The organism is Paenalcaligenes sp. Me131 (assembly GCF_050487225.1).
Taxonomy (GTDB): Bacteria; Pseudomonadota; Gammaproteobacteria; order Burkholderiales; family Burkholderiaceae_B; genus Paenalcaligenes.
Genome location: NZ_JBKQGY010000002.1, coordinates 640,285 through 665,858, shown reverse-complemented (window position 1 = coordinate 665,858; position 25,574 = coordinate 640,285). Strand labels below are relative to the sequence as shown.

Annotated in this window: 23 protein-coding genes; 17 read left to right on the top strand and 6 right to left on the bottom strand. The window is 50.1% G+C overall.

The window, feature by feature from the left end; all coding sequences use genetic code 11:
- The first annotated feature begins 56 nt into the window (after window positions 1–56).
- The 10 genes from ACLPHM_RS11205 (at window position 57) to rpoH (ending at window position 10,285) form a co-directional block, all read left to right on the top strand.
- Window positions 57–1,022, top strand: a complete 966-nt coding sequence (locus ACLPHM_RS11205; protein ID WP_430221316.1) for a helix-turn-helix domain-containing protein — start codon at window positions 57–59, stop codon at window positions 1,020–1,022.
- Between the two features lie 114 nt (window positions 1,023–1,136).
- The gene (locus ACLPHM_RS11200; protein ID WP_430221315.1) at window positions 1,137–2,342 is read left to right on the top strand and encodes an aminotransferase-like domain-containing protein; all 1,206 of its coding nucleotides are present in this window, start codon (window positions 1,137–1,139) and stop codon (window positions 2,340–2,342) included.
- 81 nt (window positions 2,343–2,423) lie between these two features.
- Window positions 2,424–3,353: a 4-hydroxybenzoate octaprenyltransferase gene (gene ubiA / locus ACLPHM_RS11195; RefSeq protein WP_430221314.1), complete on the top strand. Its 930-nt coding sequence runs from the start codon at window positions 2,424–2,426 to the stop codon at window positions 3,351–3,353.
- 133 nt (window positions 3,354–3,486) lie between these two features.
- Window positions 3,487–4,758 (top strand): putative Na+/H+ antiporter, encoded by a 1,272-nt coding sequence (locus tag ACLPHM_RS11190; RefSeq protein WP_430221313.1) that lies wholly within the window; start codon window positions 3,487–3,489, stop codon window positions 4,756–4,758.
- A 145-nt stretch (window positions 4,759–4,903) separates the two neighbouring features.
- Window positions 4,904–5,152 carry an FmdB family zinc ribbon protein gene (locus ACLPHM_RS11185; protein WP_430221312.1) on the top strand — a complete coding sequence of 83 codons (249 nt, stop codon included), beginning with the start codon at window positions 4,904–4,906 and terminating at the stop codon, window positions 5,150–5,152.
- Window positions 5,153–5,157: 5 nt separating this feature from the next.
- Window positions 5,158–5,760 (top strand): DUF502 domain-containing protein, encoded by a 603-nt coding sequence (locus ACLPHM_RS11180; RefSeq protein WP_430221311.1) that lies wholly within the window; start codon window positions 5,158–5,160, stop codon window positions 5,758–5,760.
- 26 nt (window positions 5,761–5,786) lie between these two features.
- A complete protein-coding gene (gene aspS, locus ACLPHM_RS11175) occupies window positions 5,787–7,583 on the top strand; it encodes an aspartate--tRNA ligase (RefSeq protein WP_430221310.1) in 1,797 nt (598 codons plus the stop codon).
- Window positions 7,584–7,587: 4 nt separating this feature from the next.
- Window positions 7,588–8,442: an endonuclease/exonuclease/phosphatase family protein gene (locus ACLPHM_RS11170; RefSeq protein ID WP_430221309.1), complete on the top strand. Its 855-nt coding sequence runs from the start codon at window positions 7,588–7,590 to the stop codon at window positions 8,440–8,442.
- Window positions 8,443–9,228, top strand: coding sequence for a glycosyltransferase family 2 protein (locus ACLPHM_RS11165; RefSeq protein ID WP_430221308.1), 786 nt, complete (start codon window positions 8,443–8,445; stop codon window positions 9,226–9,228).
- A 157-nt stretch (window positions 9,229–9,385) separates the two neighbouring features.
- Window positions 9,386–10,285 carry an RNA polymerase sigma factor RpoH gene (gene rpoH / locus ACLPHM_RS11160; protein ID WP_430221307.1) on the top strand — a complete coding sequence of 300 codons (900 nt, stop codon included), beginning with the start codon at window positions 9,386–9,388 and terminating at the stop codon, window positions 10,283–10,285.
- Window positions 10,286–10,490: 205 nt separating this feature from the next.
- Here the strand turns inward: rpoH and ACLPHM_RS11155 are convergent, their stop codons facing one another.
- The 4 genes from ACLPHM_RS11155 to ACLPHM_RS11140 all read right to left on the bottom strand — a co-directional run bounded on the left by ACLPHM_RS11155 (window position 10,491) and on the right by ACLPHM_RS11140 (window position 16,846).
- Window positions 10,491–11,771, bottom strand: a complete 1,281-nt coding sequence (locus tag ACLPHM_RS11155) for an OprD family outer membrane porin (protein ID WP_430221306.1) — start codon at window positions 11,769–11,771, stop codon at window positions 10,491–10,493.
- A gap of 56 nt (window positions 11,772–11,827) precedes the next feature.
- On the bottom strand, window positions 11,828–13,492 hold the full coding sequence (locus ACLPHM_RS11150) for a BCCT family transporter (RefSeq protein ID WP_430221305.1): 1,665 nt from the start codon (window positions 13,490–13,492) through the stop codon (window positions 11,828–11,830).
- Window positions 13,493–13,567: 75 nt separating this feature from the next.
- Window positions 13,568–15,667, bottom strand: coding sequence for an acetate--CoA ligase family protein (locus ACLPHM_RS11145; protein WP_430221304.1), 2,100 nt, complete (start codon window positions 15,665–15,667; stop codon window positions 13,568–13,570).
- Between the two features lie 12 nt (window positions 15,668–15,679).
- Window positions 15,680–16,846 (bottom strand): acyl-CoA dehydrogenase family protein, encoded by a 1,167-nt coding sequence (locus tag ACLPHM_RS11140; protein WP_430221303.1) that lies wholly within the window; start codon window positions 16,844–16,846, stop codon window positions 15,680–15,682.
- A 276-nt stretch (window positions 16,847–17,122) separates the two neighbouring features.
- On the opposite strand from ACLPHM_RS11140, the gene ACLPHM_RS11135 reads away from it, so the two are divergent.
- Genes ACLPHM_RS11135 through caiE form a run of 3 tightly spaced genes read left to right on the top strand, consistent with a single transcriptional unit; the run spans window position 17,123 to window position 19,318 of the window.
- On the top strand, window positions 17,123–17,908 hold the full coding sequence (locus ACLPHM_RS11135; protein WP_430221302.1) for an enoyl-CoA hydratase-related protein: 786 nt from the start codon (window positions 17,123–17,125) through the stop codon (window positions 17,906–17,908).
- A gap of 19 nt (window positions 17,909–17,927) precedes the next feature.
- Entirely contained in the window at window positions 17,928–18,713 is a 786-nt protein-coding gene (locus ACLPHM_RS11130) for an SDR family oxidoreductase (protein ID WP_430221301.1), read from the top strand.
- 17 nt (window positions 18,714–18,730) lie between these two features.
- On the top strand, window positions 18,731–19,318 hold the full coding sequence (gene caiE, locus ACLPHM_RS11125) for a carnitine operon protein CaiE (RefSeq protein WP_430221300.1): 588 nt from the start codon (window positions 18,731–18,733) through the stop codon (window positions 19,316–19,318).
- Here the strand turns inward: caiE and ACLPHM_RS11120 are convergent.
- Together ACLPHM_RS11120 and ACLPHM_RS11115 are read right to left on the bottom strand one after the other, a co-directional pair.
- The gene (locus ACLPHM_RS11120) at window positions 19,315–20,301 is read right to left on the bottom strand and encodes a GlxA family transcriptional regulator (RefSeq protein WP_430221299.1); all 987 of its coding nucleotides are present in this window, start codon (window positions 20,299–20,301) and stop codon (window positions 19,315–19,317) included. The two genes, caiE and ACLPHM_RS11120, sit on opposite strands and share 4 nt — an antisense overlap.
- A gap of 115 nt (window positions 20,302–20,416) precedes the next feature.
- Entirely contained in the window at window positions 20,417–21,028 is a 612-nt protein-coding gene (locus ACLPHM_RS11115) for an SCO family protein (RefSeq protein WP_430221298.1), read from the bottom strand.
- Window positions 21,029–21,174: 146 nt separating this feature from the next.
- On the opposite strand from ACLPHM_RS11115, the gene ACLPHM_RS11110 reads away from it, so the two are divergent.
- From ACLPHM_RS11110 to ACLPHM_RS11095, 4 genes are read left to right on the top strand one after another with little or no spacing between them, the layout of a single operon-like run.
- Entirely contained in the window at window positions 21,175–22,011 is an 837-nt protein-coding gene (locus ACLPHM_RS11110; RefSeq protein ID WP_430221297.1) for an NUDIX hydrolase, read from the top strand.
- Window positions 22,012–22,048: 37 nt separating this feature from the next.
- Entirely contained in the window at window positions 22,049–22,744 is a 696-nt protein-coding gene (locus ACLPHM_RS11105; protein ID WP_430221296.1) for a PhaM family polyhydroxyalkanoate granule multifunctional regulatory protein, read from the top strand.
- Window positions 22,745–22,772: 28 nt separating this feature from the next.
- Window positions 22,773–24,140, top strand: coding sequence for a bifunctional UDP-N-acetylglucosamine diphosphorylase/glucosamine-1-phosphate N-acetyltransferase GlmU (gene glmU, locus ACLPHM_RS11100; protein WP_430221398.1), 1,368 nt, complete (start codon window positions 22,773–22,775; stop codon window positions 24,138–24,140).
- 5 nt (window positions 24,141–24,145) lie between these two features.
- Window positions 24,146–25,564: an MFS transporter gene (locus tag ACLPHM_RS11095; RefSeq protein WP_430221295.1), complete on the top strand. Its 1,419-nt coding sequence runs from the start codon at window positions 24,146–24,148 to the stop codon at window positions 25,562–25,564.
- Window positions 25,565–25,574: the final 10 nt, after the last annotated feature.

The window sequence follows — 25,574 nt, the reverse complement described above, 5'->3', positions numbered from 1 at the left end:
AGCGATAAACACAGTAAGGACAGAGGGGGACTAAAGCGGTAGCTTGAGGAGGGGACATGCTGTTACATGCTTCGCCGCTGCATTTTCAGGATGCAGGGTTATGGAGTGAGTTTCTATCGCAAACGTTTGTGCCACTAGCCGTCAGAGAGCAGGGCAATCAGCCGTTTTCTAATTTAGCGATTAATGAGCAACTAGGTTCATTGATGGTGACGGAAATGCGCTGTACAGCATTTCAAGTGGATCGTACTACGGCACTTGCCAATCGTACTGAAACAGCACTGTATAAAGCATCGTTGCAGTTGTCAGGCACCAGTGAGATTCAACAACGTAACCGTAAGGTAGTCTTACAAGCAGGGGAGTGGGCGTTTTATGACACTACCTGCCCTTATACGGTGAGTGTGGGGGCAGATGCTCATTTTCTGGTGTTACAGCTTGAGCTGGGTCATATGCAAACGTGGCTACCCTATTTGCAAGCAGCACTGGTTCGGCGTTTTGAGACACAAGCAGGTAGCGGTCAGTTGATGCGTCAGATGTTGTTGGGTGCTTTGAATCAGCGTCAGCATTTGTCTGATGTGGCAGCCGGTGGCGTGTCGGCAGCAATTATGCACCTGATAGGAGCACAATTAAGTGAATGTGCGGAGGTTGCTCCCGATCATGAGCAGGAGTCTGTGCAGCAGGTGCAGTTGTTAAAGCTGAAGCATTACATTGCAGAAAATCTCACCGATCCAGACTTAAAAGTAGAGCAGTTATGCGAATATTTCCGCTACTCCAGGCGCTATCTCTATAAACTATTTGCCCTACAGAACCTATCGCCTGCCGACTACATACAGCGTCAACGCTTAGAGGCGTGCAAGCAGTTACTGGCTAATCCACATTACCAACGTCCTGTGACTGAGCTGGCCTATCAGTATGGGTTTAGAGACGCCACGGCATTTAGCCATGCCTTTAGACGTCGTTATGGGTTGTCACCAACGGCGTGGCGTCAAACGCCAAACGACGCCAAAGATTGCAACATGTGTTGAGGGCTGGCAACTAGTGTTGCGATGAGGCTCTATGCCTATTTGGTTGAATACGATAATCTGTACTGTATCTAGCAGGAACTACCTGCATTCCCCTGATTTTGTGACTCTTGCGCCATGACTGCACATACGCCTCCTTTTGTTTTTTCCAAACGCGCCCAAAAATTGACGGGTTCGGCTATTAGAGAAATTCTGAAAATCACTACACGTTCTGAAGTGATTTCTTTTGCGGGTGGTTTGCCATCTGCTGATGGTTTTCCTATTGAGGAACTGCGTAAGGCGTATGACAACATCTTGTCCGAACACGGTAGGCAAGCGCTGCAGTACGGTCCTACCGAAGGGTACCAGCCGCTGCGTGAGTGGGTGGCCAACGATTTGAGCCGCGACGGCCTGACTGTTTCTGCGGATGAGGTGCTGATTGTGTCGGGTTCACAGCAAGCGCTAGATATGCTGGGCAAGCTGTTTATTGATCCCGGTAGTAAAGTGTTGGTGGAGTCTCCTACGTATTTGGGGGCGTTGCAGTCCTTTTCGATGTTTGAGCCTGAGTATGTGGCTATTGCGACAGACGATCAGGGTTTGCTGCCTGCCGAAGTGTCTGAAGCTAAGGCGCAAGGCGCACGCTTCATTTATACGCTGCCAAATTTCCAGAACCCTATGGGGGTCACACTGAACGCAGAGCGTCGCCAAGAGTTAGTAGAGCGCTGTGCCGCCGCAGGTATTCCTGTTGTGGAAGATGATCCTTATGGTGAGCTGCGCTATGCCGGTAAGCCTCAGCCTAGTTTGCTGGCGTTGGGTCGCAAAGCCGGTGCGACAGTGGTTCGTTTGGGCTCGTTCTCTAAGGTATTGGCGCCTGGGCTGCGTTTAGGTTACATCGTGGCGCCTGTAGAGATCATTAATAAGTTAGTGCAAATCAAACAAGCGACCGACTTACACACAGCCATTGTGACGCAGATGGCGGTGTACAACGCGGTGCAAGATGGCTTCTTAAGCCGCCACTTGCCCGTGGTGCGTGCGCTGTATCAGCGTCAGTGTGCATTTATGCTTGAAGCGCTGGAGCAGCATTTCCCAGCATCCGTGCAGTGGACTAAGCCAGAAGGCGGTATGTTCTTGTGGGTAACATTGCCCGAGCACATGGATGCTTCCCGTTTGCTAGAAAAAGCGATTGCTCGTAATGTGGCATTCGTGCCGGGCGCTCCGTTCTACGCGAGCGAGAATCCCCCACGTAACACGTTGCGCTTGAGCTTTGTGACGGTGTCCGAAGACAAAATCCGAAAGGGCATAGAAATTCTAGGTCAAGTCATACGCGAAGAGCTGCAGGCATAAGGCTGCAAGGCGATTTTCGCGTTATCATCACACAGCCGTGTTTTGCACGGCTGTACTTTTTTATACTGCCCACGGTTTGTCATGTCTGCCTCAAAAACGCCAGAACGCATTGATTTAAACGATATTCGCCACAACGATTGGGTGGCGCGTTGGTTGCCCGCCGCGTGGGGGCCTTATGCGAGGCTGTGTAGGCTAGATCGTCCTGTGGGTACATGGCTGACGTTGCTGCCTACTATTGCCGCCTTGGTGCAAGCTGCAGGTGGCGTGCCCGATTGGTGGCGTTTGCTGATTTTCTCGCTAGGTGCGTTGTTGATGCGTGGCGTAGGGTGCTGCTTCAACGATATTTTCGATAGAAACTTTGACCATCAGGTAGAACGTACACGTTTTAGACCGCTCACTAGCGGGCAACTGACGCTCAAAAAAGCCTTGTGGTTTGTGTTCGCACAGCTAGTCGTGGCAGCACTGTTTTTGTTTGCCATCAACAGCTACAGCCGATGGTTGGCGTTGGCGTTAGTGCCTATAGTGGTGATCTACCCGCTGTGCAAACGTTTTACCTATTGGCCTCAAGCCGTGCTGGGCATCGCCTTTAATTGGGGGATGTTGATGGCGTGGTCAGATACCCAGAATAGTGTGCCGTTGGCAGCGATTGCCATGTGGTGGGGCACAGTGTTGTGGCAGATAGGTTATGACGCTATTTACGGCTACATCGACATTGCCGATGATTTGAAATTGGGCTTGAAGTCTGCCGCCATCCGCTTTGGTGATAACGGTAAGCAATGGATTGGCGGGTTGTATATATTGTCCATGCTGTGCTGGCTGTGGGCGGGTTACAGCATGGGCATGGGTATAGGCTATTTTGTCGTGATGGCCGTGATTGCTGTGCACTTTGTGTGGCAAGTGGGCCGTTTTGATCCAAAACGTCCCGAATTTGGGTTGGGTCTTTTCCGTGCCAACATGACGGTTGGGGTGCTGATGATCGTGGCAGCACTGGCTGGGACGATTATAGGGTAAACCCTTATAAACACTAAAAAAACTCCTAAAAAGATCGTTCCTACGAAATTCGCTGTGTAAAATCAGTGGCTTTCATATCCATATCAGAACCTCAATTGCTTAGGCAGTCGGGTGAGTCTTTAGTAGGTTGATCATGCCCAGTACCATGGAAGTTGTCGCAACCGTATTGTTTGCGATCGCCATTGTCCATACGTTTTCCGTTCCCGTTTTTGCTCGCCTCGCTAATCGTGGTGGTACGCACGCGGGTTTATGGCATTTGCTCTCTGAAGTAGAGGCCGTTTTCGGTGTATGGGCCTGTGTGTTATTTGTGTACGTAGCAGTATTCATTGGTTTGGATACGGCTGTAGAGTACATGGATTCGCGTAATTTCACTGAACCAGCATTTGTGTTCGTGATTATGGTGATCGCAGCGAGTCGACCGATTCTAGAGCTGGTGTCGGTGGTTGTGCGCTTGCTGTCGCGTTTGGTGCCCGTGCGCCAAGAGTACGCCATGTTCTTCATCATCATGGCTTTTGTGCCGCTGTCTGGCTCGTTGATTACTGAGCCTGCAGCGATGACACTGGCTGCTCTGATGATCCGTGATCGCTACTTTTCTAAGTCCAATCTAGATGGTTTCAAATACCTGACCTTGGGCGTGTTGTTCGTGAACATTTCCATTGGTGGGGTGTTGACCGCCTACGCGGCACCTCCGGTATTGATGGTGGCCCAAACTTTTGGTTGGGATTCTGCTTACATGTTCTCGCATTTTGGCTGGCGTGCTGCGTTGGCAGTGATCATTAACGCGGCTATTTTGACCTGGTTATCGCGTGAAGCGTTGGTGATGCCTGAACCTGATCCAAGCACGGTAGTGACTAAAGCTAAACGTCCTCCTGTGCCACCTGTGGTCATGGTGATTCACATGTTGTTTTTGGCAGGTGTGGTTGTCTTTGCTCACCACCCTGTGATTTTCATGGCCTTGTTGATGATGTTCATCGGCTATGCCCACGCTTATGCACGTCACCAAAACCCACTGATGATTCGTGAAGGCCTAATGGTAGGTTTCTTCTTGGCTGGTTTGGTGGTGCTAGGCGGTTTGCAGAAATGGTGGTTGCAAGACTTGCTAGGCGGTTTGCCTCCGTTCGTTCTGTTCTGGGGTGCTACGGCCTTGACGGCTATTACCGATAATGCCGCACTGACCTATTTGGGTTCGTTAGTAGAAGGCACTAACGAGTTCTGGCGCTATATGTTGGTAGCGGGTGCGGTAACCGGTGGTGGGTTGACGGTAATTGCCAATGCACCAAACCCAGCAGGTTTCTCTATTTTGAAAGGTACATTCCCCGATGGCGCGATTTCGCCATTGCGTTTGTTGCTATCGGCAGCGATTCCTACCTTGATCGCAGCGGGTATGTTCTTGTTGCCTGTTTAAGGCAAAAAAGAACGCTGTAAAGCAGGCTGTTACGCATAAACAGTGCGGTATGGCAGTAAACGGGCTAAAATCAGGAATCTGAATTTAGCCCGTTTACGTTAGAATGGGCTAATTGTGTTTCGTCCTACTGTTTTAGAGTTGCGTCGTGCCTATTTATGCATATAAGTGCAGTAACTGCCATCACGAGCAGGATGTACTGCAGAAGATGTCTGATCCGGTTTTGGAAGTATGTCCAACCTGTGGTCAGCATACCTATCAGAAACAAGTCACTGCTGCGGGCTTTCAGTTGAAAGGTTCGGGCTGGTATGTGACCGACTTCCGCAATGGCGGAAAATCCTCTGATTCTGGAAGCTCGTCTTCTAGTGGTTCTTCAAGCGATAGTAGCGGTTCCTAACAGCTATGCGTTTTTTCAAGCGATTCTTCATTACTGGCTTATTGGTCTGGATCCCTCTGGTGATCACAGTCTGGGTCATTATGTTGTTGATCGATACGCTTGAAAGCTTTGTGCCGAAGTTTCTCTCTTCCGAGGCGTTATTCGGCGTTTCGGTGCCAGGTTTCAGTGTCATACTGGTATTGGCGGTTGTAGTGCTAACGGGTTTGGTGACGGCCAATTTGATAGGCCGTACCTTATTCGAGCAGTGGGAGAAACTATTGGGACGCATTCCGCTGGTGCGTTCCATTTATAATTCCGTTAAGCAGGTGAGCGATACGGTGCTGGCCCCAAATGGGCAGGCATTCCGTGAAGCGGTATTGGTTGAATACCCCCGAAAAGGGGCGTGGACCATCGCCTTTTTAACAGGTGCCCCAGGTGGTGAGGTGGTGGGCAAATTGCCCGTCGAGTGTGTGAGTGTGTATGTGCCCACTACGCCCAATCCTACCTCGGGGTTTTTTCTGATGTTGCCGCGGTCCGATGTGGTCAAGCTAGATATGACTGTGGATGCGGCGCTTAAATATATTGTTTCTATGGGGGTCGTGGTGCCTGCTGAGCGCCCGCCTCTCTGATTCGTTTACTGAGGGAGTCATCCTAGATGCGTACCTGCTATACCGGCGAGGTCAATACCCAACACTTGGGACAAACCGTTACGTTGTTCGGCTGGGTGCACCGCCGACGCGATCATGGTGGTGTCATTTTTATTGACCTGCGTGATCGTGCTGGTCTGGCACAGATCGTTGTGAATCCGGAAAATGCTGAGGTATTTGCCACAGCTGAGCGTATCCGTAACGAGTTCTGCTTGCGCGTAACGGGCGTTGTTCAAGCACGTCCAGAAGGCACAGCCAACCCAGACTTGGCGTCGGGTGCTATTGAGGTCGTGTGCCAAGAGCTGGAAATCCTGAACGCGTCGGTGACTCCTCCATTCCAATTGGATGACGATAACCTGTCCGAAACCACACGCCTGACACACCGCGTGCTGGATCTGCGCCGCCCACAAATGCAAAACAACTTGATGTTGCGTTACCGTGTGGCCATGGAAGTGCGTAAATACTTGGATAGCATGGGCTTTATCGATATCGAAACCCCAATGTTGACCAAGAGCACCCCAGAAGGCGCGCGCGACTACTTGGTGCCATCACGTGTGAACCCAGGTGAATTCTTTGCGTTGCCACAGTCTCCACAGCTGTTTAAACAGATGTTGATGGTGGCGGGTTTCGATCGCTACTACCAAATCACCAAATGCTTCCGCGACGAAGATTTGCGTGCTGACCGTCAGCCAGAATTTACCCAGATCGACTGCGAAATGTCGTTCATGGACGAGTTCCAAATCCGCGATATTTTCGAAAACATGGTGCGTCACGTGTTCTCCACAGTACAGAAAGTTGAGTTGCCTCAGCCTTTCCCTGTGATGAGCTGGACAGAAGCCATGCAGCGCTTCGGTTCCGATAAGCCAGATATGCGTGTGAAACTTGAGTTCACCGATGTAGCTGACTTGATGCGCGACGTGTCTTTCAAAGTGTTCTCCGGCCCAGCAAACGATCCTAGCTGCCGTGTTGTGGCGCTGCGTGTACCTGCTGGTGGTGAAATGCCACGTAGCGAAATCGATGCATACACCAAGTTCGTAGGCATCTATGGCGCTAAAGGCTTGGCGTACATCAAAGTGAACGATGTAGCGAACATCCCTGAAGGTTTGCAGTCCCCCATCGTGAAGAACATCGACAACGACGCACTGCGCGCTGTGATGGAGCGTACAGGCGCTCAAAACGGCGACTTGATCTTCTTTGGCGCAGACAAAACATCCGTCGTGAACGATGCTATTGGTGCGTTGCGTATCAAAATCGGTCACAGCGAGCATGGTCGCAAGCACGGTTTGGTTGAAGCGGGCTGGAAACCATTGTGGGTTGTAGATTTCCCAATGTTTGAGTACGACGAAGAAACCAAGCGTTACTACGCGGCTCACCACCCATTCACCAGCCCCAAAGATGGTCATGAAGACTTCTTGGAAACCGATCCAGCCAAAGTACAGGCCAAAGCCTACGACATGGTGTTGAACGGTTGGGAAATGGGCGGTGGCTCGGTACGTATCCACCGTGCTGACGTTCAAAGCAAAGTGTTCTCTGCGCTGAACATCAACGCCGAAGAAGCCCGCGAGAAATTCGGCTTCTTGCTGGATGCGCTGCAATACGGTGCGCCTCCACACGGTGGTATCGCCTTTGGTTTGGATCGCATGATCACAATGATGGCGGGTGCAGATTCCATCCGTGACGTGATTGCATTCCCCAAAACACAGCGTGCTCAGTGTTTGTTGACTCACGCCCCTTCCGGTGTAGACGAGAAGCAGTTGAAAGAGTTGCACATCCGCTTGCGTCCACAGGAAGCCAAGCCCGCCTAAGGCTATGGGAATCATACGAGTCGTTAGCTACAACATTCATAAGGGGCGCACGGCCACAGGTGGTCGTGAGTCCCTAGAAGAGTTGAAGCTTGGGCTGTATGGCTTGTCCCCGGACCTGCTGTTTCTACAGGAGGTTCAGGGGCGCAACGACCAGCAAGCAACGCTGGACGCGCAGCACGAATCATTAGCTGCGGTATTACGCATGCGTAATGCGTACGGGTGTAATGCCGTGCGCGAGTTTACCGATCACGGTAATGCACTGCTTTCCCGATATCCTATTTTGCACCACGAAAATGAAGACATCTCGGATCACCGCCTAGAGCAGCGTGGTTTGCTTCATGCCGTGGTGGACATTGAAGGTAGGCCAGTGCATTGTATTGTGGTGCACTTGGGCTTGTTCGGTGGCGGTAGAGCACGTCAGGCACAGGCGCTGGTGGACAGGATTCACCGTTTGGTGCCAGATGATGAGCCTTTGCTTATTGCAGGCGACTTCAATGATTGGAACAACAAGTTAGCGCCTATTTTTGTGAAGCAATTAAACTTGTACGAGGTGTTTTCCTTTGCCTCGACGGTCAAAGGGCGTACAGGGCAAAGCTTCAAGTTGCGACAACCTATGAACTGGTTGCGTGGCTGGTCCAGACAAGAGGGTAGCGAGATACATACCCCGCAACTGGGTGTGGGGGGTAATGCCCGTTTGACCTTGCCACCGCGTACCTTCCCAGCAGCGTTTCCTTTCTTGAGACTAGACCGTATTTATCAACGTGGCTTTGCTGTACGTACGGCTAAGGTGCTGCAGGGGTTGCCGTGGAAGCAAATCTCAGACCATGCTCCCATCCTGACTGAATTGGAACTTCCTTAAATGGCAGTGGATATCTACGCTCACATTACGCCAGTGATCATTGTGAAAAATGGGGCTGCGCATGTGCACCGTACTATCAGTGCCTTAAAACCATTCAGGCAAGTGGTGGTGTACGACAATGGTTCTACTGACGACACGATAAGTTTGTTAGGTGAGTATCCTAACGTCAAAGTGGTACAAGGCAGTTTTATGGGCTTTGGCCCTACAAAAAACGCAGCGGCGTCCCATGCAGAAACCGATTGGGTTCTGTCCTTAGATATTGATGAGCAGGTTAACCAGACGTTGCTAGATGCATTGGCAGACTGGCCCCTAGAAGAAGAAAGCAAAGTAGGGGAAGTGCTGCGCAATAACTATTTCTGCGGTAAACACATACGCACTAACGGTTGGGGCAAAGACTGGTTGTGCCGTTTGTATAACCGTCGCCAGCATTGTTTTACCGACAGTCAGGTACATGAGAAAGTGAAGCTGGATGGTCGCAGCCAAGTGGTGCGATTAAAAGGCGGGCTAGAGCATGAGGCCGTGACTGATGTAGGGCAGTTGCTGGTCAAAACACAGTATTACTCCGAACTGTATGCTAATTCGGAACGAGCACGTTTGTATGCTTTTCCTGTAGTGGTGTTCAAAGCTGCATTCCGGTTTTTTAGGTCGTATTTCTTGCAGTTGGGCATATTGTCAGGCTCGCGCGGCATGATGATTGCCGTGGGCGAGGCAACGGGTGTTTTCTTCCGCTATAGCAAAGTGTATCAGCGCAAGAAGTTCATACAGAAAATTGATAAAAACGCGTAAAAATACGGAACTTTCTGCGTATTTTGGCCTCTTATAATGTGTTTCCTTATTTAGCACTCAGTGTGCTAGAGTGCTAGAATAATAAACGGCTTATGCAGAAACTTTGTTATCACATCGTGGCTTTCACGAGACTGATAACCTTGATACAGGATTATTCATGACCCACACATCGCAATCTTTGGCTCTCGCGCCTGCCGCCCAGTTGGCTGCTGCCGTATCCAATCCAGGCGCGTTGGGTACGTTAGAGGCCTATATTTCCGCTGTGAATGCTCAGCCTGTGCTGACTCAAGAAGAGGAAGTGGCCCTCGGCCAGCGTCTACAACAAGAAAGTGATCTTGATGCTGCTCGTCAATTGATCATGTCCCATTTACGTCTGGTGGTGTCTATTTCACGCCAGTATTTAGGGTATGGCCTGCCTCAGGCTGACCTGATCCAAGAAGGCAATATTGGCCTGATGAAAGCGGTCAAACGTTTTGATCCAGAACGTGGTGTGCGTCTGGTGTCGTTTGCCGTGCATTGGATTAAAGCTGAAATCCACGAGTATGTGGTGCGCAATTGGCGCTTGGTAAAAATCGCGACCACCAAGGCGCAACGTAAACTGTTTTTTAACTTGCGTCGCATGCGCCCTGAAGATGGGCAAACGCTGAATCCTGCGGAAATTGACGATATCGCACGTGAATTGAATGTGCGTCCGCAAGATGTGAGCGAGATGGAAATACGCCTGACAGGTGGCGAAATGGCATTGGAGTCCTCTATGGACGACGATGACGAAGGTTTTGCGCCAATTAGCTATTTGTCAGATGAAGGTGCGTTTGAACCTACTCAGGTATTGGCAGAGCGAGCAGCTCAGTCGTTGCAAGGCGAAGGTTTGGAAAGCGCACTAGAAAAACTAGACCCCCGTTCTCGTCGCATTATCGAGGCTCGTTGGTTGCAAGACGATCAATCCTCTACGCTGCACGAGTTGGCCGCAGAGTTTGGCGTATCCGCAGAGCGTATCCGCCAAATTGAGGTAGCTGCTATGAAAAAAATGCGTACCTACCTGCAAGTGGCTGTGTAACAATTACTTACATAAAAGTTTCATCAGAAAGAGAACTAACCGGAAGAACAGTCATCAAAGTAGTATCTGCAGCGTTATTCATATCCCTGTGTGGCGCTGCGTGCATCTGCTTCGGCTTCTCCTCTTCCCCCTCTCTGATAGAAGTAGATGCTTTAAGGACACCTGCCCAGGTGTCCTTTTTTTGTTTTCACAAACAGGTGAGTGGCTAAAGAAAGTTATAGGGATACTCCACTATTAGCCGTAATTGATCTGAGGAAGTGTCTGAGCTGCCATTAATACGATGTGTGGCATAGCGTACGCGTAGCAGTAGATTTTTAGCGCGGCCAGAGGGGACGACATAACGCAATTCAAGGTCGCGTTCCCAGTGTTTTTCTCCATGGGCATAGTAAGAATAGGGGCTATGGGCAGGAAGGCGGTCCCCATTCGCTTTGCTACCACGTATATATCTAGCGTGGAAACTAAGCCCTGGGAGATTGTACGTAGTCATATCTACACTGTAGAACACCCCCCAAGATTGCTCACCGGGGCCGTTGAAGTCCGATAGTTGTGAGGAGTTGGCTAAGTAGATGGAGTCGTGGAAGGTACCGGGGCCTAGGCCTAGGTAATCAAAAGGTTGGGCGCCGTTGATCTTTTGAAAACTGACTTTAAACGTATGTGCACCAACGTTGTAGGCAGTGAGAAATGACCATGCTGTAACTCCTATAGCCCCCGCTAATTTCTTACCGGTAGAGTCTGACCGATAAATGTTGAAGTCCATGTTGAGGTTTTGGGCAGATGGTAACGGTATGGTGTAGTTCACATTGCCATAATACTGTCGCCAGATATCTCTGAACTTAGAGGCGTAGGCACTGACACTTAGTGCATCATTGATGGTATGGCGGCCACCTATAAATCCCGCCATATCAGTACTGACACCTGCATAAGAGGCATAGAACTGCCGATGAAAGTGGGTGCTATTGAAGTCACGTGAGGCAATAAAGTTACCTGCTTCTAGTGTGGTGTTCGGTATATCCTGACTTTGTAGCCACCAGCCTTGTACTGTGGCTGGCAAGATGCGGGTATCAGCGACGGCAAACACAGGGTTGTAAGGGCGCAAGTTATTTCCATAGCGTAGTTCGGTATTCGCTATACGTAGCTTGATCGCACCTCCCCCTGTAAACGCAGCATCTTTGGTTCCTCCCGTGCCTGTGGGTACTAGTACTCCTGCTTGACCTGAGTGTGTAGCATTACCTTGCAGCTTGAGTAGTGAATAAGCACCCAGCTCTACGCCTATACCTATAGTGCCGGGCGTATAACGTGAGCGGAAGTCTAGGCGTAATCCTTGCCCCCATTCGCGCTGGTCTAAGCCTCCTTGTTTGTGGTGATTCCAATATAAGTTTCGAGCTACTAGTTCTAGTTGATGAGGTTCCTCACCTTCTGCTGCTAATGTGGGTTGGTAACCTGCGAAAAACAGAGCAAATGCTATATAACATTTTCTGATGTGCACAACAGCGCTCCTCTAGACATGGATTGCTCCATGTCTATATGTTTGTTTTTGATGAGTTATTCGGCTATAGAGGCTATGGTGTTATCAAATTCTTTGTGGTGATTGGTAGGTACGGTATGGTTTGTGTTAGCGCTAACAGGTGCCGTTTTTTCTGCAGTTGGGTGCCTGTGTTTATAGTTGCTGCATACCAGAGCCTTCGGTCGTACGTGCTCAGCAAAGTCCGCATGGATCCAGCGTATAAAAGAAATAACCATTAGCACCAATATGGGGATCATGGGCAAAGCAACCAGTACTGTAGAGATCTGAGCAGCTTCTAAGCCACCTACCAGCAGTAAGGCAACACCGACAGCCGCGACCATGAGGGTCCATAAAATACGGTTCCAACGTGCAGGTTCTTGGTAACCTGTTAATTCTTTAGTGCAGATGGCGGCTAGCATGTAGGCGGAAGAGTCGACGGTAGTCGCCAGGAAAACAAAACATAGCAGGGTGAAGATGGGCAGTACCCATTCCCACAATGGCATGGTTTTCAGGATGGCCACAATGGTGGCTGGCGTGCCTTGCGTAGTGAGAATGCTTTGTAAGTCTACGACCCCGCGTATTTGTATATCCAGTGCGTAGCCACCCCAAATCGCAAAAAATGCCCAGCAACCTACGCTACCCCAGACAACACCGTTGAGTATGAGTTCACGTATGGTACGACCACGGGAAATGCGTGCTACAAACAGCCCCATCATCGGTGCATAGGCCACCCACCAAGCCCAGTAGAAAACGGTCCAGTTTTCCGGGAAATGACGATCTTGTATGGGGTCTGTCCAAAAGCTGATATGGAAAAAGTTATTGACCAGCATGCCAAAGCTATTGGTCCAGAGCTTCAGTAAAAAAACGGTAGGCCCAACAAGCAGCACAAAAAATAGCATGATGACGCCTAGAACGGCATTTACATTAGAGAGGGTTTTAATACCTTTTCGTAAACCGTTAAAGACGCTCCAAGCAATCATTGCCGTCCAGATAGCAAGAATACCCATCTGCAAAAGAAAACTGTCCTGTACGCCAAACATCACTTGTACTAGTTTTGATACCAGCGGCACGGAGAGCCCTAAAGACGTACCCACACCACCGATAATGGAGAACATCACAATGACATCGATGAGCTTTCCGATGAGGCCATCGACCCTGTCGCCTAACAAGCCTCGACATGCTTCACTCATACGTAGCACATTGACTTTGCGTACGTAGAGGGCGTAGGCGATAGGTAAAGCAGGGATTAGATATAAAGCCCAAGGCACCACACCCCAGTGAAACATGGGGTACATGGCAGCCCACTCCACAGCATCTGGTGAGTTGGCCTCAATACCCATAGGTGGTGAGTTCAGAAAATACAGGGGCTCAACAAAAGCCCAGTAGCAAATGGAAATGCCTATACCGGCACAAAACAGCATGACTACCCAGGTGACTTTGCCAAACTCAGGCTGGTCTTCCTTATCGCCTAGACGTATATGACCAAAGGGTCCAAAGGCCAGCCACATCATAATGAAAAAGCTACCTATACCTGCTAGTAGGTATAACCATCCTAAGGTGCTGGTGACCCAGCCCAACAGCATATTGACCACAATTTTCCCCGCATCAGGATACAACATGAGTGGGGTAATGATGGCGGCGAGAAGTATGATGGCGGGCCAGAATATCGATGGGTCAATCCGCAGGTTCTCCTGTTCCTTCATTTTGGTGTCTCCTGAATCGTTGTATTTATATGGTTTTTCAGGAAGGTGTAGTACACCTTCCTCTATGTAGCGCTCTCAGGCAGCGTGTAGATAGATCAATGCATCTACGGCAATCACGCCGGTTGAGGTAGGGCGTACGATAAGTGGGTTTACATCCAGCTCATGTACGCTGTCCCAGTGGTCTTGCACAAAGCGAGCAACAGCCATTACTGCGTTGATGACGGCATCTAGGTCGCCTTTCGCTTTATTTCTAAAGCCTTGTAATAGGGTGGTACCTTTTAATGACATTAAGGCACTACGTATCATCTCTGGTGAGGTAGGTAGCAAGATGATGGCGCTGTCATTGAGTAGGTTGACGAGTACACCTCCAGTTCCCAAGATAAGCGCCGGGCCAAACAAGGGGTCACGTTTGACGCCTATGATCAGCTCACCAACGCCATCCGATACCATTTGCTCTATGAGAAAATGCTCAATGGGAAGGTTCTGTGCTGCTAGCCGTTCAGCCATTGTGGTGGCAGCCGCAATGAGCTCTGTGGGTTGCGACAGGTTTAGCGACACAGCGCCCAACTCTGTTTTGTGGGCGATTTGGGCGCTAAGGGCTTTGAGTACCACGGGGTAATCTAACGTGTGTGCTTGCTCTATGAGTTGTTCTAACGTGACGACTACACTTTTGGGGACGCTGAGTCCGTACTGTGCTAACAAGTTCTTAGAGGCATGCTCATCCAGCATTCGTATGGGTTGATCCCGTGTTTGGGGAGAGTGCAGTGTTAGTGGCACAGCGTGTGCATAAGCCAGACTGCGTTGACGTTGTTGGTGATAGGTTACGAGTTTTGCTAACGCGGTAACACCGTCTTGCAGGCCTTGCAGGGGGGCAATACCTGCTTGCTCTAAACGTTGGCGTGCATTTTCCGGTAATAGCTCAACAAAATTACTAATCACGGCAATGGTTTTATTTGCCTCACGACTAGCGGCTATCAGCGCATTTACCTGACATTGCCACTCATCATCATGGCCAGTATTTGGCTGAGGGAAGTCAAGGGCAAGCACTACAGCATCAAAATCAGCATGCATCATCGTAGAGAACACGGCTGTGCTTGCTTCCAAATTTCCCCATACAGACGTGTTGTAATCCAGAGGGTTAGAGCGAGAAGCAAAACTGGGCAGCCATTTGTCTAACAACTGGTTGTGGTCGGTAGATAAGGCCGGCATGTGTAGCCCTTGCTGTTCTAAAGCATCGGCCAGGAGAGCGCTATCTCCTCCGGAGCATGTTAGAACTCCTATTTTATTGCCGTGAGGTATAGGCGTTAGCGCTGCGAGCTTTAAGGTTTCCACCATCGCGCTTAGAGATTCCACGCGTAGCAAGGCAAAGCGTTCAAACAAAGCCTGATACATATCGTCGCGTCCAGCCAATGAGCTGGTATGGCTTAAGGCTAGCTGTGCGCCGAGTTCGGATACTCCGGTTTTGAGTACAACCAGAGGAATACCCAAATGTAGGGCGCGTAATGCAACGTGACTAAATCGCGCCACATCTTTTAGGCCTTCGATGTAGAGCCCTATGGCAGATACACGTTTATCATCCAACAGTAGGTCAATATAGTCGCCTACTTCTAACGATGCTTGATTGCCTACGCTGATGACATGGGTGATCGGTAAGGACCTGTCGTGCATAGTGAGATTCAAGGCCACATTACCACTTTGGCTGATGATCGCTATGCCCTTATACACCCTTTCTCCACGTAAACGATCCGGCCATAGGGCGACTTTGTCTACGAAGTTAAGAATGCCATAGCAGTTTGGGCCCACCAATGCCATGTCTCCAGCGGCATCTACCAGCGCTTGCTGTAACTGTTCGCCGGTTTCTCCCATTTCGGCAAAGCCAGCTGCGTAGCACACTGCGCCTTTGCAGCCTAGCTCTCGCAAGGCTTGTACCACTTCTACCGTGACTTGTGCATTTACAGCGATAAAAGCAGCATCGGGGACCTCTGGTAGGTCGTGCAGTGAGGCCAAACAAGGCTCACCTGCGATAGTGCTGTGGTGGGGGTTGATGACCCACAGTTTGCCCTCATAGCCCATGTGTCGTATGTTTTGTATGGGGCGCTCCAGAGAGGAGCCACCCACCAAGACAATACTGCTAGGGTTCATAAGATGGCGTAGATTTTCTTTTTTTGCAGACATCGACGCTATCCTTTACCAACCCGTATACATGTCAAGACCACGTTTTTTAATTTGGCCTGCAATAATAACGCGCTGAATTTCAGAAGTTCCCTCCCAGATGCGGTCTACACGGGTATCACGCCATAACCGTTCCACAGGCTGTTCACGCATATAACCTCTACCACCGAGAATCTGAACGGCACGGTCGCAGACGCGCCCCACCATTTCGGAACAATACAGTTTTAAGGCAGCGGCGCGTGCGTGTTTGCGAATACGGTCAGAGGTCTGATCTATTTCCCAACTTAAGCGGTAAAGCATGGTTTTTGCCGCCATGATTTCTACTGCCATATCAGCAAGCATGAATTCAATCGCTTGGAAATCTCGTATCTTTTGTCCGAATTGCATGCGCTCAGCAGCAAATCGATTGGCTTCATCAGTAGCACGGATGGCTGCCCCCACGCAGCGGGCAGCAATACCCAAGCGTGCTTCTACAAACCAGTCTTTGGTCATTTTGTAGCCATCGCCGACGGCGCCTAGCATTTTGTCCTCGCCCACAATAACGTCTGTGAAGGTGAACTCAGGATGTTTGAATGCAAAATGGTGGGTGTAGAGAGGGGTGCGTTTGACTTCAACGCCTGGTAGGTTTTTATCTACAAAAAATACGGCAGACTTCTCTCGGTCTCCATCTACATGAGCGTGTACCAAAATATAGTCAGCAATGTCGCCTATGGTGACAAACCACTTCTCGCCATTGATGCGCCAGCCGCCTGCTACTTTGTCTGCTCGAGTGACACACTGGCTTGGATCTGATCCCGCATCGGCTTCAGTAATGGCATAGGCATCTCTGCGTTTACCTTGGCAGGTAGGGATAAGGTATTCCGCTTTTTGTTCTGGGCTTGCGAAGCGCATAGGATAAGAGGGGTACCAAAGAGCATCCCAGATCGCACCTGTAGCCATACCTAGTTGTTCATTGAGTAGCGTTTGCTCAAAGATACTGAAACCTTGCCCACCATCTTCTTTACTGTGATTAGGGGCATTGAACCCCCAATCCAGAACAGCTTGCGTAATGTGTTGATGAGTGGTTGTGCTAATGCCATCGTTTTGTTCACATTCCAACTCATGAGGGAATAGGACTTCTTCTGTAAAGGCTTTGGCTTTAGCTTGTAAATCTAGGTGTGCTTTGGAAAGGTTGAAATCCATTATTCGAACTCCGAAAAAGGTGCTAAGCACATATGAACGGTCAATGCATGGGCCTCATTCTAGGAGTGGCGGTGTTTTCTCAATTAACCATTAGCGACATAAAAATAATTAATTACGACAATCTGGATTTTTTTTCTTAGGAGTTTCCCTAACAAAAAATAGGGATGACGAAAAAAACCAAATTAAGGTCGCAAATGGTCAATCGTGGGTAATCTGCGCGCTGCTATGGTTTAGCCAACCCTGTGTTATGCGGGCTTATTTTTTTGTGAGTTATCCATGAGTCACTCTGTACAGACACGACAGGAAGGTGCTATTTGGTGGGTTACCTTAAATAGACCGTCTGCCAATGCGATTGATTGTGCAACGAGCCAACGGCTTTATGAGGCGTTTTATGAGTATGAAAATAATACGGAATTGCGTGTTGCCATTCTGACGGGCAGTGGACAACGTTTCTTCAGCGCGGGATGGGATTTAAAAGCGGCTGCGGAAGGAGAGGCCATAGATGCGAATCATGGCCCAGGAGGGTTTGGTGGGCTCACCGAGTATTTCAGTTTGAGTAAGCCGGTGATTGCTGCGGTGAATGGTTTAGCAGTAGGGGGAGGGTTTGAACTGGCACTGGCGTGTGATTTTGTGGTGGCGGCAGAGCATGCGGAATTCTTCTTGCCAGAGCTTAGCTTAGGCATTATTCCGGATTCTGGAGGGGTGTTTAGATTGCCGCGGCGCTTGCCACGTAGTGTGGCACTGGAGCTCATACTCACCGGGCGTCGTTTACGAGCACAAGAGGCCCTGCAATGGGGACTTCTAAGTAGGGTGACCAGTAGTGACAACTTACTGCAAGCCGCACAAGAGTTTGCTGAGCAGTTGTTGCATAGCGCACCGTTGGCGCAACAAGCCGTTAAAGAGTTATTGCAGGCTACAGAGCATGTGTCGCTGCCTGAAGCATATGCCTTACAACGGCAGGCTCCTTTACCTCATTATCGCAACATGTTGAGCTCCGATGATGCACAAGAGGGCATACAGGCGTTTAGTGAAAAACGTGCGCCAGTCTGGCGTGGGCAGTGATTCTCTTTTTAGGGATAGGATGATGACAGCTATTTTTTCTCCTCATTTGTTTAGTGGCAAGACCGTACTAGTAACAGGGGGCGGTAGTGGTATAGGTTTTGCCATTGCGCAATTGTTTGGCGAGTTGGGTGCTACGGTGCTGATTGCTGCACGGGATCAGGAAAGATTACAGGAAGCAAAGCAGGTGTTGCAGCAGCATGATATCTCTGTACACAGCTATGCAGTCAACATACGAGAGAATGACTCAGTGGAGCAGTTGTTTACTGCCATAGAATCGCAGTCGTTGCGTGTAGATGTATTGGTAAATAATGCAGGTGGACAGTTTGTGGCGCCTGCTCTGGATATTTCGCCTAATGGTTTTAAAGCGGTGGTGGAGCTGAATTTGCAAGGGACGTTTCAGATGTCTCAGCGCTTTGCGAGACACTGTCAGGAGGGCGGTCATGGCGGCAACATTATTAATGTGGTGCTATGTCAGGAAAGCGGTATCCCTGGTATGGCTCACGCTGCAGCCGCACGTGCAGGCGTGGTGAATCTTACCAAAACCCTAGCCTGGGAGTGGGCACCTTTGCAGATTAGGGTGAATGCTATTGCACCAGGCACTATAGAGACGGAAGGGTTGAAAAATTATGATGTGCAAGTGCTGCAACAAGGGCTGACGAAGCTACCTATTGCGAGAGTAGGTCAGGCGTCAGAAATAGCGTGTAGTGTGGCATATTTGGCGAGCCCAGCAGCGAGCTTCATCACAGGCATTTGTTTAGCTCAAGATGGTGGTGAGCATCTAACCGGTGCTACACCACAATATTAAAAACGTAGGAGTGAAATATGCCTTGCTATACCTTTGAAGGATTGACTCCCGTAGTGCATCCTAGCGCGTATGTACATCCTACTGCCGTGTTGATCGGTGATGTGATCATAGGAGCAAATGTATATGTGGCACCGTTTGCATCGCTGCGCGGCGATTTTGGTAGGTTGATTCTAGAGGAAGGGTCGAATCTTCAGGATCACTGCATGATGCATGGTTATTGCGAAATCGATACTGTAGTGCAGCGCAATGGCCATATAGGGCATGGTGCTATTTTGCACGGTTGTGTGGTGGGTGAGAACGCATTGATTGGTATGAACTCGGTCATTATGGACAATGCAGTGATTGGTCAAGATAGCTTAGTGGCTGCAATGAGTTTCGTGAAGGCTGGCTTTCAAGGCGAGCCTAGACAAGTACTGATGGGCTCACCAGCCAAAGTGGTACGGTCAGTGACTGAACACGACTTGCAGTGGAAGAACTTGAACACTCAGGAGTATCAGGCGTTAGTAGGGCGTAGTTTACGGGGTATGGTAGAGAGTGCACCGCTATCACAACCAGAGCCAAATCGCCGCCGTTTGCAAGGTGTGACTACCGTGTTGCCACATTAATGTCCTAGAGTGTCGCGTTTGTGGAGGGGGCGGTGGCTAGCAGGGGTGTGACCATACCATTTTCTATAGGTACGTGAAAAATGGGCAGCAGCGCTAAACCCACAGGCTAGTCCTACCTCTGCCACGCTTAATGTGGAGCCTTGTAATAAGGATTGGGCTCGTTGTAAGCGTAAGCCCATATAGTAGGCGGCTGGTGATTGCTGTAGGTGTTGACGAAATAGGCGCTCCAACTGGCGTGTGGAAACGCAGGCCCGTCTTGCTAACTCCTCCAAGGCAATAGGTTCTTCTAGGTGACTTTCCATCAGCTCTATCACCCGTAGCAAACGAGGATGATAGAGCTCTAGTCTTGCCGCTAAATTGATGCGTTGTTTATCGGATTTTTGTCGTATACCACTATTAATAAATTGTTCGCAGACTTGTATGGCTAGCTCATGCCCAAAAGCAGTTTGGATGACATAAAGCATGAGATCAATGGCAGCAGTGCCACCCGCGCAGGTGACAAGGTTGCGGTCTATTTCAAATAACTCGTTGGTGATTTCTAATTCGGGATAGTTTTCCTGAAAGGCGGGAATAGCCTCCCAGTGCATGGTGATGCGGTGGTTTTTCAATAGACCTGCTGCCTGTAATAAATGACAGCCTGTATCCATGGCGCCCAGTAATACACCTTGCCGTGCTTGTCGTTGCAGCCACGAAATAGTTTCTGAGCGTAGATGGCGCTCTGGATGAAAGCTAGAGCAAACAATGAGGTTGCGCAGATTCTCTGCTTCGTGCATAGGGATGCTTTGCTGAATGGCAAGTCCATTGCTAGCATGCACCACTTCGTTGGACTCAGAGATTAATTGCCAGCGGAAAATTTCACGTTTGGCAAAGCGATTTGCTACACGTAGCGGCTCTATGGCTGAAAGTAATGCCACCATGGCGTACTCAGGCAGCAAAAGAAAAGAAACCTTGATGATGCCGTCGGCGTCAGGCTTAAGAATCATAATCCACTCAGAGTATTACAGTACTAGGATTCTTGATCTTACCTGTTAGGCGTGCTTTAGCCTGCTACGTATCTTCCCTGATAAGACGGCCGTCCAACGATCTGTAGAGAATGCATTATGGTGCAGACGTTGCTAGCAGTTGCACATCGTGTGCAATGTCTTCAGCGCTGGCGTCTCCACGCATTAACACCCTAGTCTTTCCTTCACTGTCTATCAGATAAAAAGAAGATGAGTGATCCATCGTGTATTGCCCAATCTGTGGTGAGGGGACTTTGACATAAAAGGCTTTGAAGGATTGTGCGGTTTTGCGCACTTGCTCGGGCGTGCCAGTCAGTCCTATAAAGCGAGGGTCAAAGGCTTCTACATAGGCTTGCATGACATCGGGAGTGTCGCGCTCAGGGTCTACGGTAATAAGTAGTACTTGTACGTCTTTAGCCTGTTCCCCCAGCATTTCCATTGCGCTGGCTAATTGCACCATCGCGGTTGGGCATACATCAGGGCATTGGGTAAAACCAAAAAATACGACGACTGTTTTCCCTCTGAAGTCCTTCAAGCTACGAGGTTGTCCTTGGCCATCCACTAATGCCAGGGTTCGGCCTATGCCCGCTGTAGAAATATCATTACCGATAAAGGGCTGAGGTTCTGGTTCAGGGGAGCAGGCAGCTAACCCTAGACTGAATATAAGTAAGGAAAATACACGGAAGAAAGCAGGGAAACGAAATGGCATAGTGGTTCAAATAAGCAAGTCGGTGTGCAATGTAGTGTATCGTGACAGCAAAGTTATGAATGCAAGATTGCTAGTCTGCTGGGGACTAATGTAAAAAACTGCATAGTGTGGTGCTGCGGCGAGAGTGCATGCACTACAATTCTTACATGAAAATTCAAATATCTTCTTCCTTGCATAAGCCCATGCGGCAGCGTTTCAAGCTATTGCTGGCTCAGGCACAAGAGTTGCCCCCAGTAGGTAGTCGTCCACTGACCTTTTGTGGTCGTGTTTGCGGTTGGGTTTTAAAAGAAGTTATCCCTGAACTAGTAACCATAGACGGGGTAATTTGTGACGGTGACGCGGTGCATATCGGTGATATGCGACTGCCCACGGTACAAGCCAACCGGCTGTTAGAGCGTATTGCCAATAAATTGAATGAAGCGGGCTTTGTGAAAGCCTGGCGCGGCGAATTGTTAGACGTGTTTGCTGAAGGGCGCTGCTTAGGTGCTATAGAGCGTGGTGCGGTGCGTCCGTTAGGCATATTGACCCAAGCCGTGCACTTGAACGCCTGGACGCCAGAGGGCCGCTTGTGGGTGCAGAAACGTGCGGCCCATAAGTCTACCAATCCTAATATGTGGGATACCTTAGTCGGTGGTTTGGTGAGCGCACACGAAGACTTAGACGTGTCGCTGCTGCGTGAAAGCGAAGAAGAAGCCGGTTTATACGCCAAAGATTTGCACGCACTAGAGCCAATGAGGCTGATCACCCGTATGCATCGCCGTTTGCCTGAAGGTTATCAGGTAGAAAATGCGTGGGTGAACGATTGTGTATTGGCTCACGATGTACAACCGGAAAATCAAGATGGTGAAGTCAGCGAGATACGCCATATCAGCGTAGAAGAGTATTGGGAAATGTCGGTGGCGGGTGAATTTACCTTGGAAGCAGAACTGGTGAGTTTAGACAGCATCTGTCACCGTGCCTCAATACCGGATACCATAGCGTAGTAGTCATTAATAACGGCCTGCAAAAAGGGGTAAAGCCATGCGTAATCCTTTTGATATACCCGGAATGATGGGAAGTGGTATGAATGCGGATTCTGCTCAGAATCCATTGTTTGCGTCACTAGACATGATGCGCACTGCTTGGGAATCTATGGGGGGAGGTGCTGGCTTTGGCAGTTTTGCCGACGCGTCTGCTGCCATGTTGTCACCCGAGGAGCTGGAAAAGCGCCTACGTGATTTACGCGCTGTAGAAAACTGGCTGAAATTGAATCTGTCCATGTTGGAAGGCACGATTCAAGGTTTGGAAATTCAGAAAGCGACATTACGCACTGTACAAAACTTTGCTCAGCAAGCCACACAAATGGCGGGTGAGCGTATGGCCAGTGGTGCTGATGAAGGTCTAAAACAAGCAACCGAGCAAGGCATGCAAGATGCTGGTCAAGCGGTATGGGACTTGCTGCAAAAGCAGTTCAACGCCGTGGCATCTGCTACCGCAGCCTCCATGCAAAGCGCGCAGAGTATGGTGGATGGCATGACAGGCGTAGTACAACCCGTATCGGGCGACTCTACGATGCGTCGAGCTGCTAAACCTGCTGGCACTACACGCCCTGCGACGGCAAAGAAAGCTGCCAAGAAGGCAGTTAAAAAAGCCGCTAAAAAAGCTGTGAAGAAAGCCACTACTGCACCTGCCAGTGGTAGCACCGCGCGTAAAAGCGCACCCAAAAGTAGCAAGTAATAACTAGGTTGAGGAATACAGGAACATGATGCTGAATGTAGTAATACTGGCAGCGGGTATGGGCAAACGCATGCAGTCTGCATTGCCTAAGGTGTTGCACCCCATTGCGGGTAAACCTATGTTGATGCATGTCGTGGAAGCGGCGCGTCAACTAGAGCCTAGCCGTATCGTGGTAGTCGCAGGTCATGGTGCCGAGCAGTTACAGCAGTATTTGGCAGGCCAAACCGACATACACGTGGTGTTACAACAGCCCCAGCAGGGTACCGGTCATGCGGTCATGCAGGCAGAGCCTGTGCTGCTGGGTGAGCATCCTGATGACACAACCTTAGTGCTGTATGGCGATGTACCGTTAGTACAGAGCGATACCTTAAAAGCACTGCTAGAAGCTCGTCAAAATGGTTTGGCCATTTTGACGGAGTTTCTGGATGATCCTACCGGTTATGGCCGTATTGTTCGTAACGAACAAGGCACCATTAGCCGTATTGTGGAACACAAAGACGCCTCGGAAGCCGAGCACCAAATCCGTGAGGTCAACACCGGCATTATGGCTGCACCTACTGTGCGTCTGCGCGATTGGTTGTCACGCATTGATAACAAGAATGCACAAGGTGAGTACTACCTGACCGACATCGTAGGCTTGGCTGTCGCTGATGGCGTGGCGGTGAACGCTGCACACCCTTCTTTCCCTTGGGAAACCTTAGGTGTAAATAGCCGTGTGCAGCAGGCTCAGCTAGAGCGTGCATGGCAGGCAGAACAAGCGCGTCGCTTGCTTGAGCAAGGCGTGAGCATCATGGACCCTTCTCGTTTTGATGTACGCGGCAGCTTGCAGTGTGGCCGTGATGTGTACATTGATGTGGGTTGTGTGTTTGAGGGCACGGTAGTGTTGGGCGATGGCGTACGTGTGGGTCCGCATTGTGTACTGAAAAATGTAGAGCTGGGTGCAGGTACTGTCGTGCATGCGTTTAGCCATTTGGATCAAAGCCGTGCGGCAGAGCACACCAGTATTGGCCCTTACGCGCGTTTGCGTCCCGGAGCTGTGCTAGAGCGTGGTGCGGCGGTGGGTAACTTCGTAGAAGTGAAAAACAGTACCTTGGGTGCGGATACTAAAGCGAGCCACTTGTCGTATCTGGGTGATGCGCAGATAGGTGAGCGCGTCAACATAGGCGCGGGTACCATCACGTGCAATTACGATGGTGTGAACAAGTACCGCACCATCATTGAAGATGACGCGTTTATCGGTTCAGACACACAGTTGGTTGCTCCTGTACGGGTAGGCCGAGGGGCAACGGTGGGCGCAGGTACTACCTTAACGCGTGACGCTCCTGAAGAAGAACTGACCATTTCACGTACTCCACAAACTACCATTAGCAACTGGAAAAGGCCGGTCAAAAAATAACCAACGTGCCAAGCGAAAAATACTCTCCTCTTGAAGACGAGGTCATCAGCCCTGCTAATAACAGTGACGGGCCTGATGGCTTGCCATTGCGTGAACGCATTCCTGCGGTTATCACGTTGTTGCTGGCGATTGCAATCTCGGTGTTGGACGCGGCTATGTCTAACGTGGCGTTGCCGGTTATTGCTGAAGAGCTGCACATCAATGCGTCCAGAGTGGTGTGGATTCCCATTGCGTATAGCCTAACCATTGTGATGACCTTACTGCCCTTATCGGCGGTAGCTGAACGTATAGGGTTGCGGCGGTTATTTGTTGCGGGCACCGTTATTTTCTTAGTGGCATCGTGCAGTGCGGCATTCTCGCAATCCTTTGCTATGTTGCTGATGTCGCGCATTATGCAGGGTTTGGGCGCTTCGATGCTGATGTGTCTATTTGGCAGTTTAGTGCGGATGATTTATCCGCTAGAAAAACTGGCAGTAGGCATTAGTTTGAACGTCGTGGTGGTATCTACCGCAGCCGTATTGGCACCATCCATTGGTGCGTTTGTGCTAGATGTTGCATCATGGCGTTGGATATTTTTCATCACCGTACCGATTTGTGCGCTGACGTGGCTAGGGGTGCGATACCTGCCTGAAAGCCCACGTGTCTCCCGTGAGTTTGATTGGTTGGCGTGTTTGCTGAGTGCCACCGTCTTTGGTTTGGCGATTTTGGGTCTGGATTTACTCACCTCACACCCTATATGGTCGTTGGGCTGCTTGATTGTCGCTGCCTTTAGCGCCCGTATACTGCTGGCGCGTTCTTTGCAGCAAGAAGCCCCTGTGGTGCCAGTCGATATACTGCGCATCACCTCGGTAGGTTATGCCGTCTTGGCGTCGCTCTTTGCCTTCGCAACCCAAATGTCCGCGATGGTGAGCTTGCCGTTCTACTTTGTGCAGGTGATTGAAGCCAGCTATGCCGACATAGGTTTGTACATGGGGATGTGGCCCTTAGGTGTGGTGGTGATGGCACCGCTATCGGCCTATTTGTCTGGGCGTTTCCCTGTGGCCGTGCTGTGTATGGCGGGCATGATTGTGACGGCGATTGGTTTGTCTAGCCTTTTATGGTGGGGAGCAAACGCTGCCGACTGGCAAATCATGATGTCCATGATGCTATGTGGTATAGGTTTTGGCTTCTTCCAAACACCCAATAATAAAGCGATGCTAGCAGGAGTACCGAGACGCCGTAGTGGCGTGGCGGGCGGCTTGCAGGCAACTACGCGTGTGTTTGGCCAAAGTTTTGGTACGGCATTGGTAGCGCTGGTGTTTGGTGCTAGCCCAGAACACGGTGCCGTCTGGGGTATAGGGGCCGCAGTCGTGTGTGCTCTTGTAGCGTTGGGCATTAATATCGTACGCCAGCGTAACCCTGAAACAGACCCAGATTTTTTATAGTAGAACATCC

Coding starts and splice junctions, on each gene's coding strand:
- ACLPHM_RS11205 (WP_430221316.1), top strand. CDS start 57: ATGCTGTTACATGCTTCGCCGCTGCATTTTCAGGATGCAGGGTTATGG.
- ACLPHM_RS11200 (WP_430221315.1), top strand. CDS start 1,137: ATGACTGCACATACGCCTCCTTTTGTTTTTTCCAAACGCGCCCAAAAA.
- ubiA (WP_430221314.1), top strand. CDS start 2,424: ATGTCTGCCTCAAAAACGCCAGAACGCATTGATTTAAACGATATTCGC.
- ACLPHM_RS11190 (WP_430221313.1), top strand. CDS start 3,487: ATGCCCAGTACCATGGAAGTTGTCGCAACCGTATTGTTTGCGATCGCC.
- ACLPHM_RS11180 (WP_430221311.1), top strand. CDS start 5,158: ATGCGTTTTTTCAAGCGATTCTTCATTACTGGCTTATTGGTCTGGATC.
- aspS (WP_430221310.1), top strand. CDS start 5,787: ATGCGTACCTGCTATACCGGCGAGGTCAATACCCAACACTTGGGACAA.
- ACLPHM_RS11170 (WP_430221309.1), top strand. CDS start 7,588: ATGGGAATCATACGAGTCGTTAGCTACAACATTCATAAGGGGCGCACG.
- ACLPHM_RS11165 (WP_430221308.1), top strand. CDS start 8,443: ATGGCAGTGGATATCTACGCTCACATTACGCCAGTGATCATTGTGAAA.
- rpoH (WP_430221307.1), top strand. CDS start 9,386: ATGACCCACACATCGCAATCTTTGGCTCTCGCGCCTGCCGCCCAGTTG.
- ACLPHM_RS11150 (WP_430221305.1), bottom strand. CDS start 13,492: ATGAAGGAACAGGAGAACCTGCGGATTGACCCATCGATATTCTGGCCC.
- ACLPHM_RS11145 (WP_430221304.1), bottom strand. CDS start 15,667: ATGTCTGCAAAAAAAGAAAATCTACGCCATCTTATGAACCCTAGCAGT.
- ACLPHM_RS11140 (WP_430221303.1), bottom strand. CDS start 16,846: ATGGATTTCAACCTTTCCAAAGCACACCTAGATTTACAAGCTAAAGCC.
- ACLPHM_RS11135 (WP_430221302.1), top strand. CDS start 17,123: ATGAGTCACTCTGTACAGACACGACAGGAAGGTGCTATTTGGTGGGTT.
- ACLPHM_RS11130 (WP_430221301.1), top strand. CDS start 17,928: ATGATGACAGCTATTTTTTCTCCTCATTTGTTTAGTGGCAAGACCGTA.
- caiE (WP_430221300.1), top strand. CDS start 18,731: ATGCCTTGCTATACCTTTGAAGGATTGACTCCCGTAGTGCATCCTAGC.
- ACLPHM_RS11120 (WP_430221299.1), bottom strand. CDS start 20,301: ATGATTCTTAAGCCTGACGCCGACGGCATCATCAAGGTTTCTTTTCTT.
- ACLPHM_RS11115 (WP_430221298.1), bottom strand. CDS start 21,028: ATGCCATTTCGTTTCCCTGCTTTCTTCCGTGTATTTTCCTTACTTATA.
- ACLPHM_RS11110 (WP_430221297.1), top strand. CDS start 21,175: ATGAAAATTCAAATATCTTCTTCCTTGCATAAGCCCATGCGGCAGCGT.
- ACLPHM_RS11105 (WP_430221296.1), top strand. CDS start 22,049: ATGCGTAATCCTTTTGATATACCCGGAATGATGGGAAGTGGTATGAAT.
- glmU (WP_430221398.1), top strand. CDS start 22,773: ATGCTGAATGTAGTAATACTGGCAGCGGGTATGGGCAAACGCATGCAG.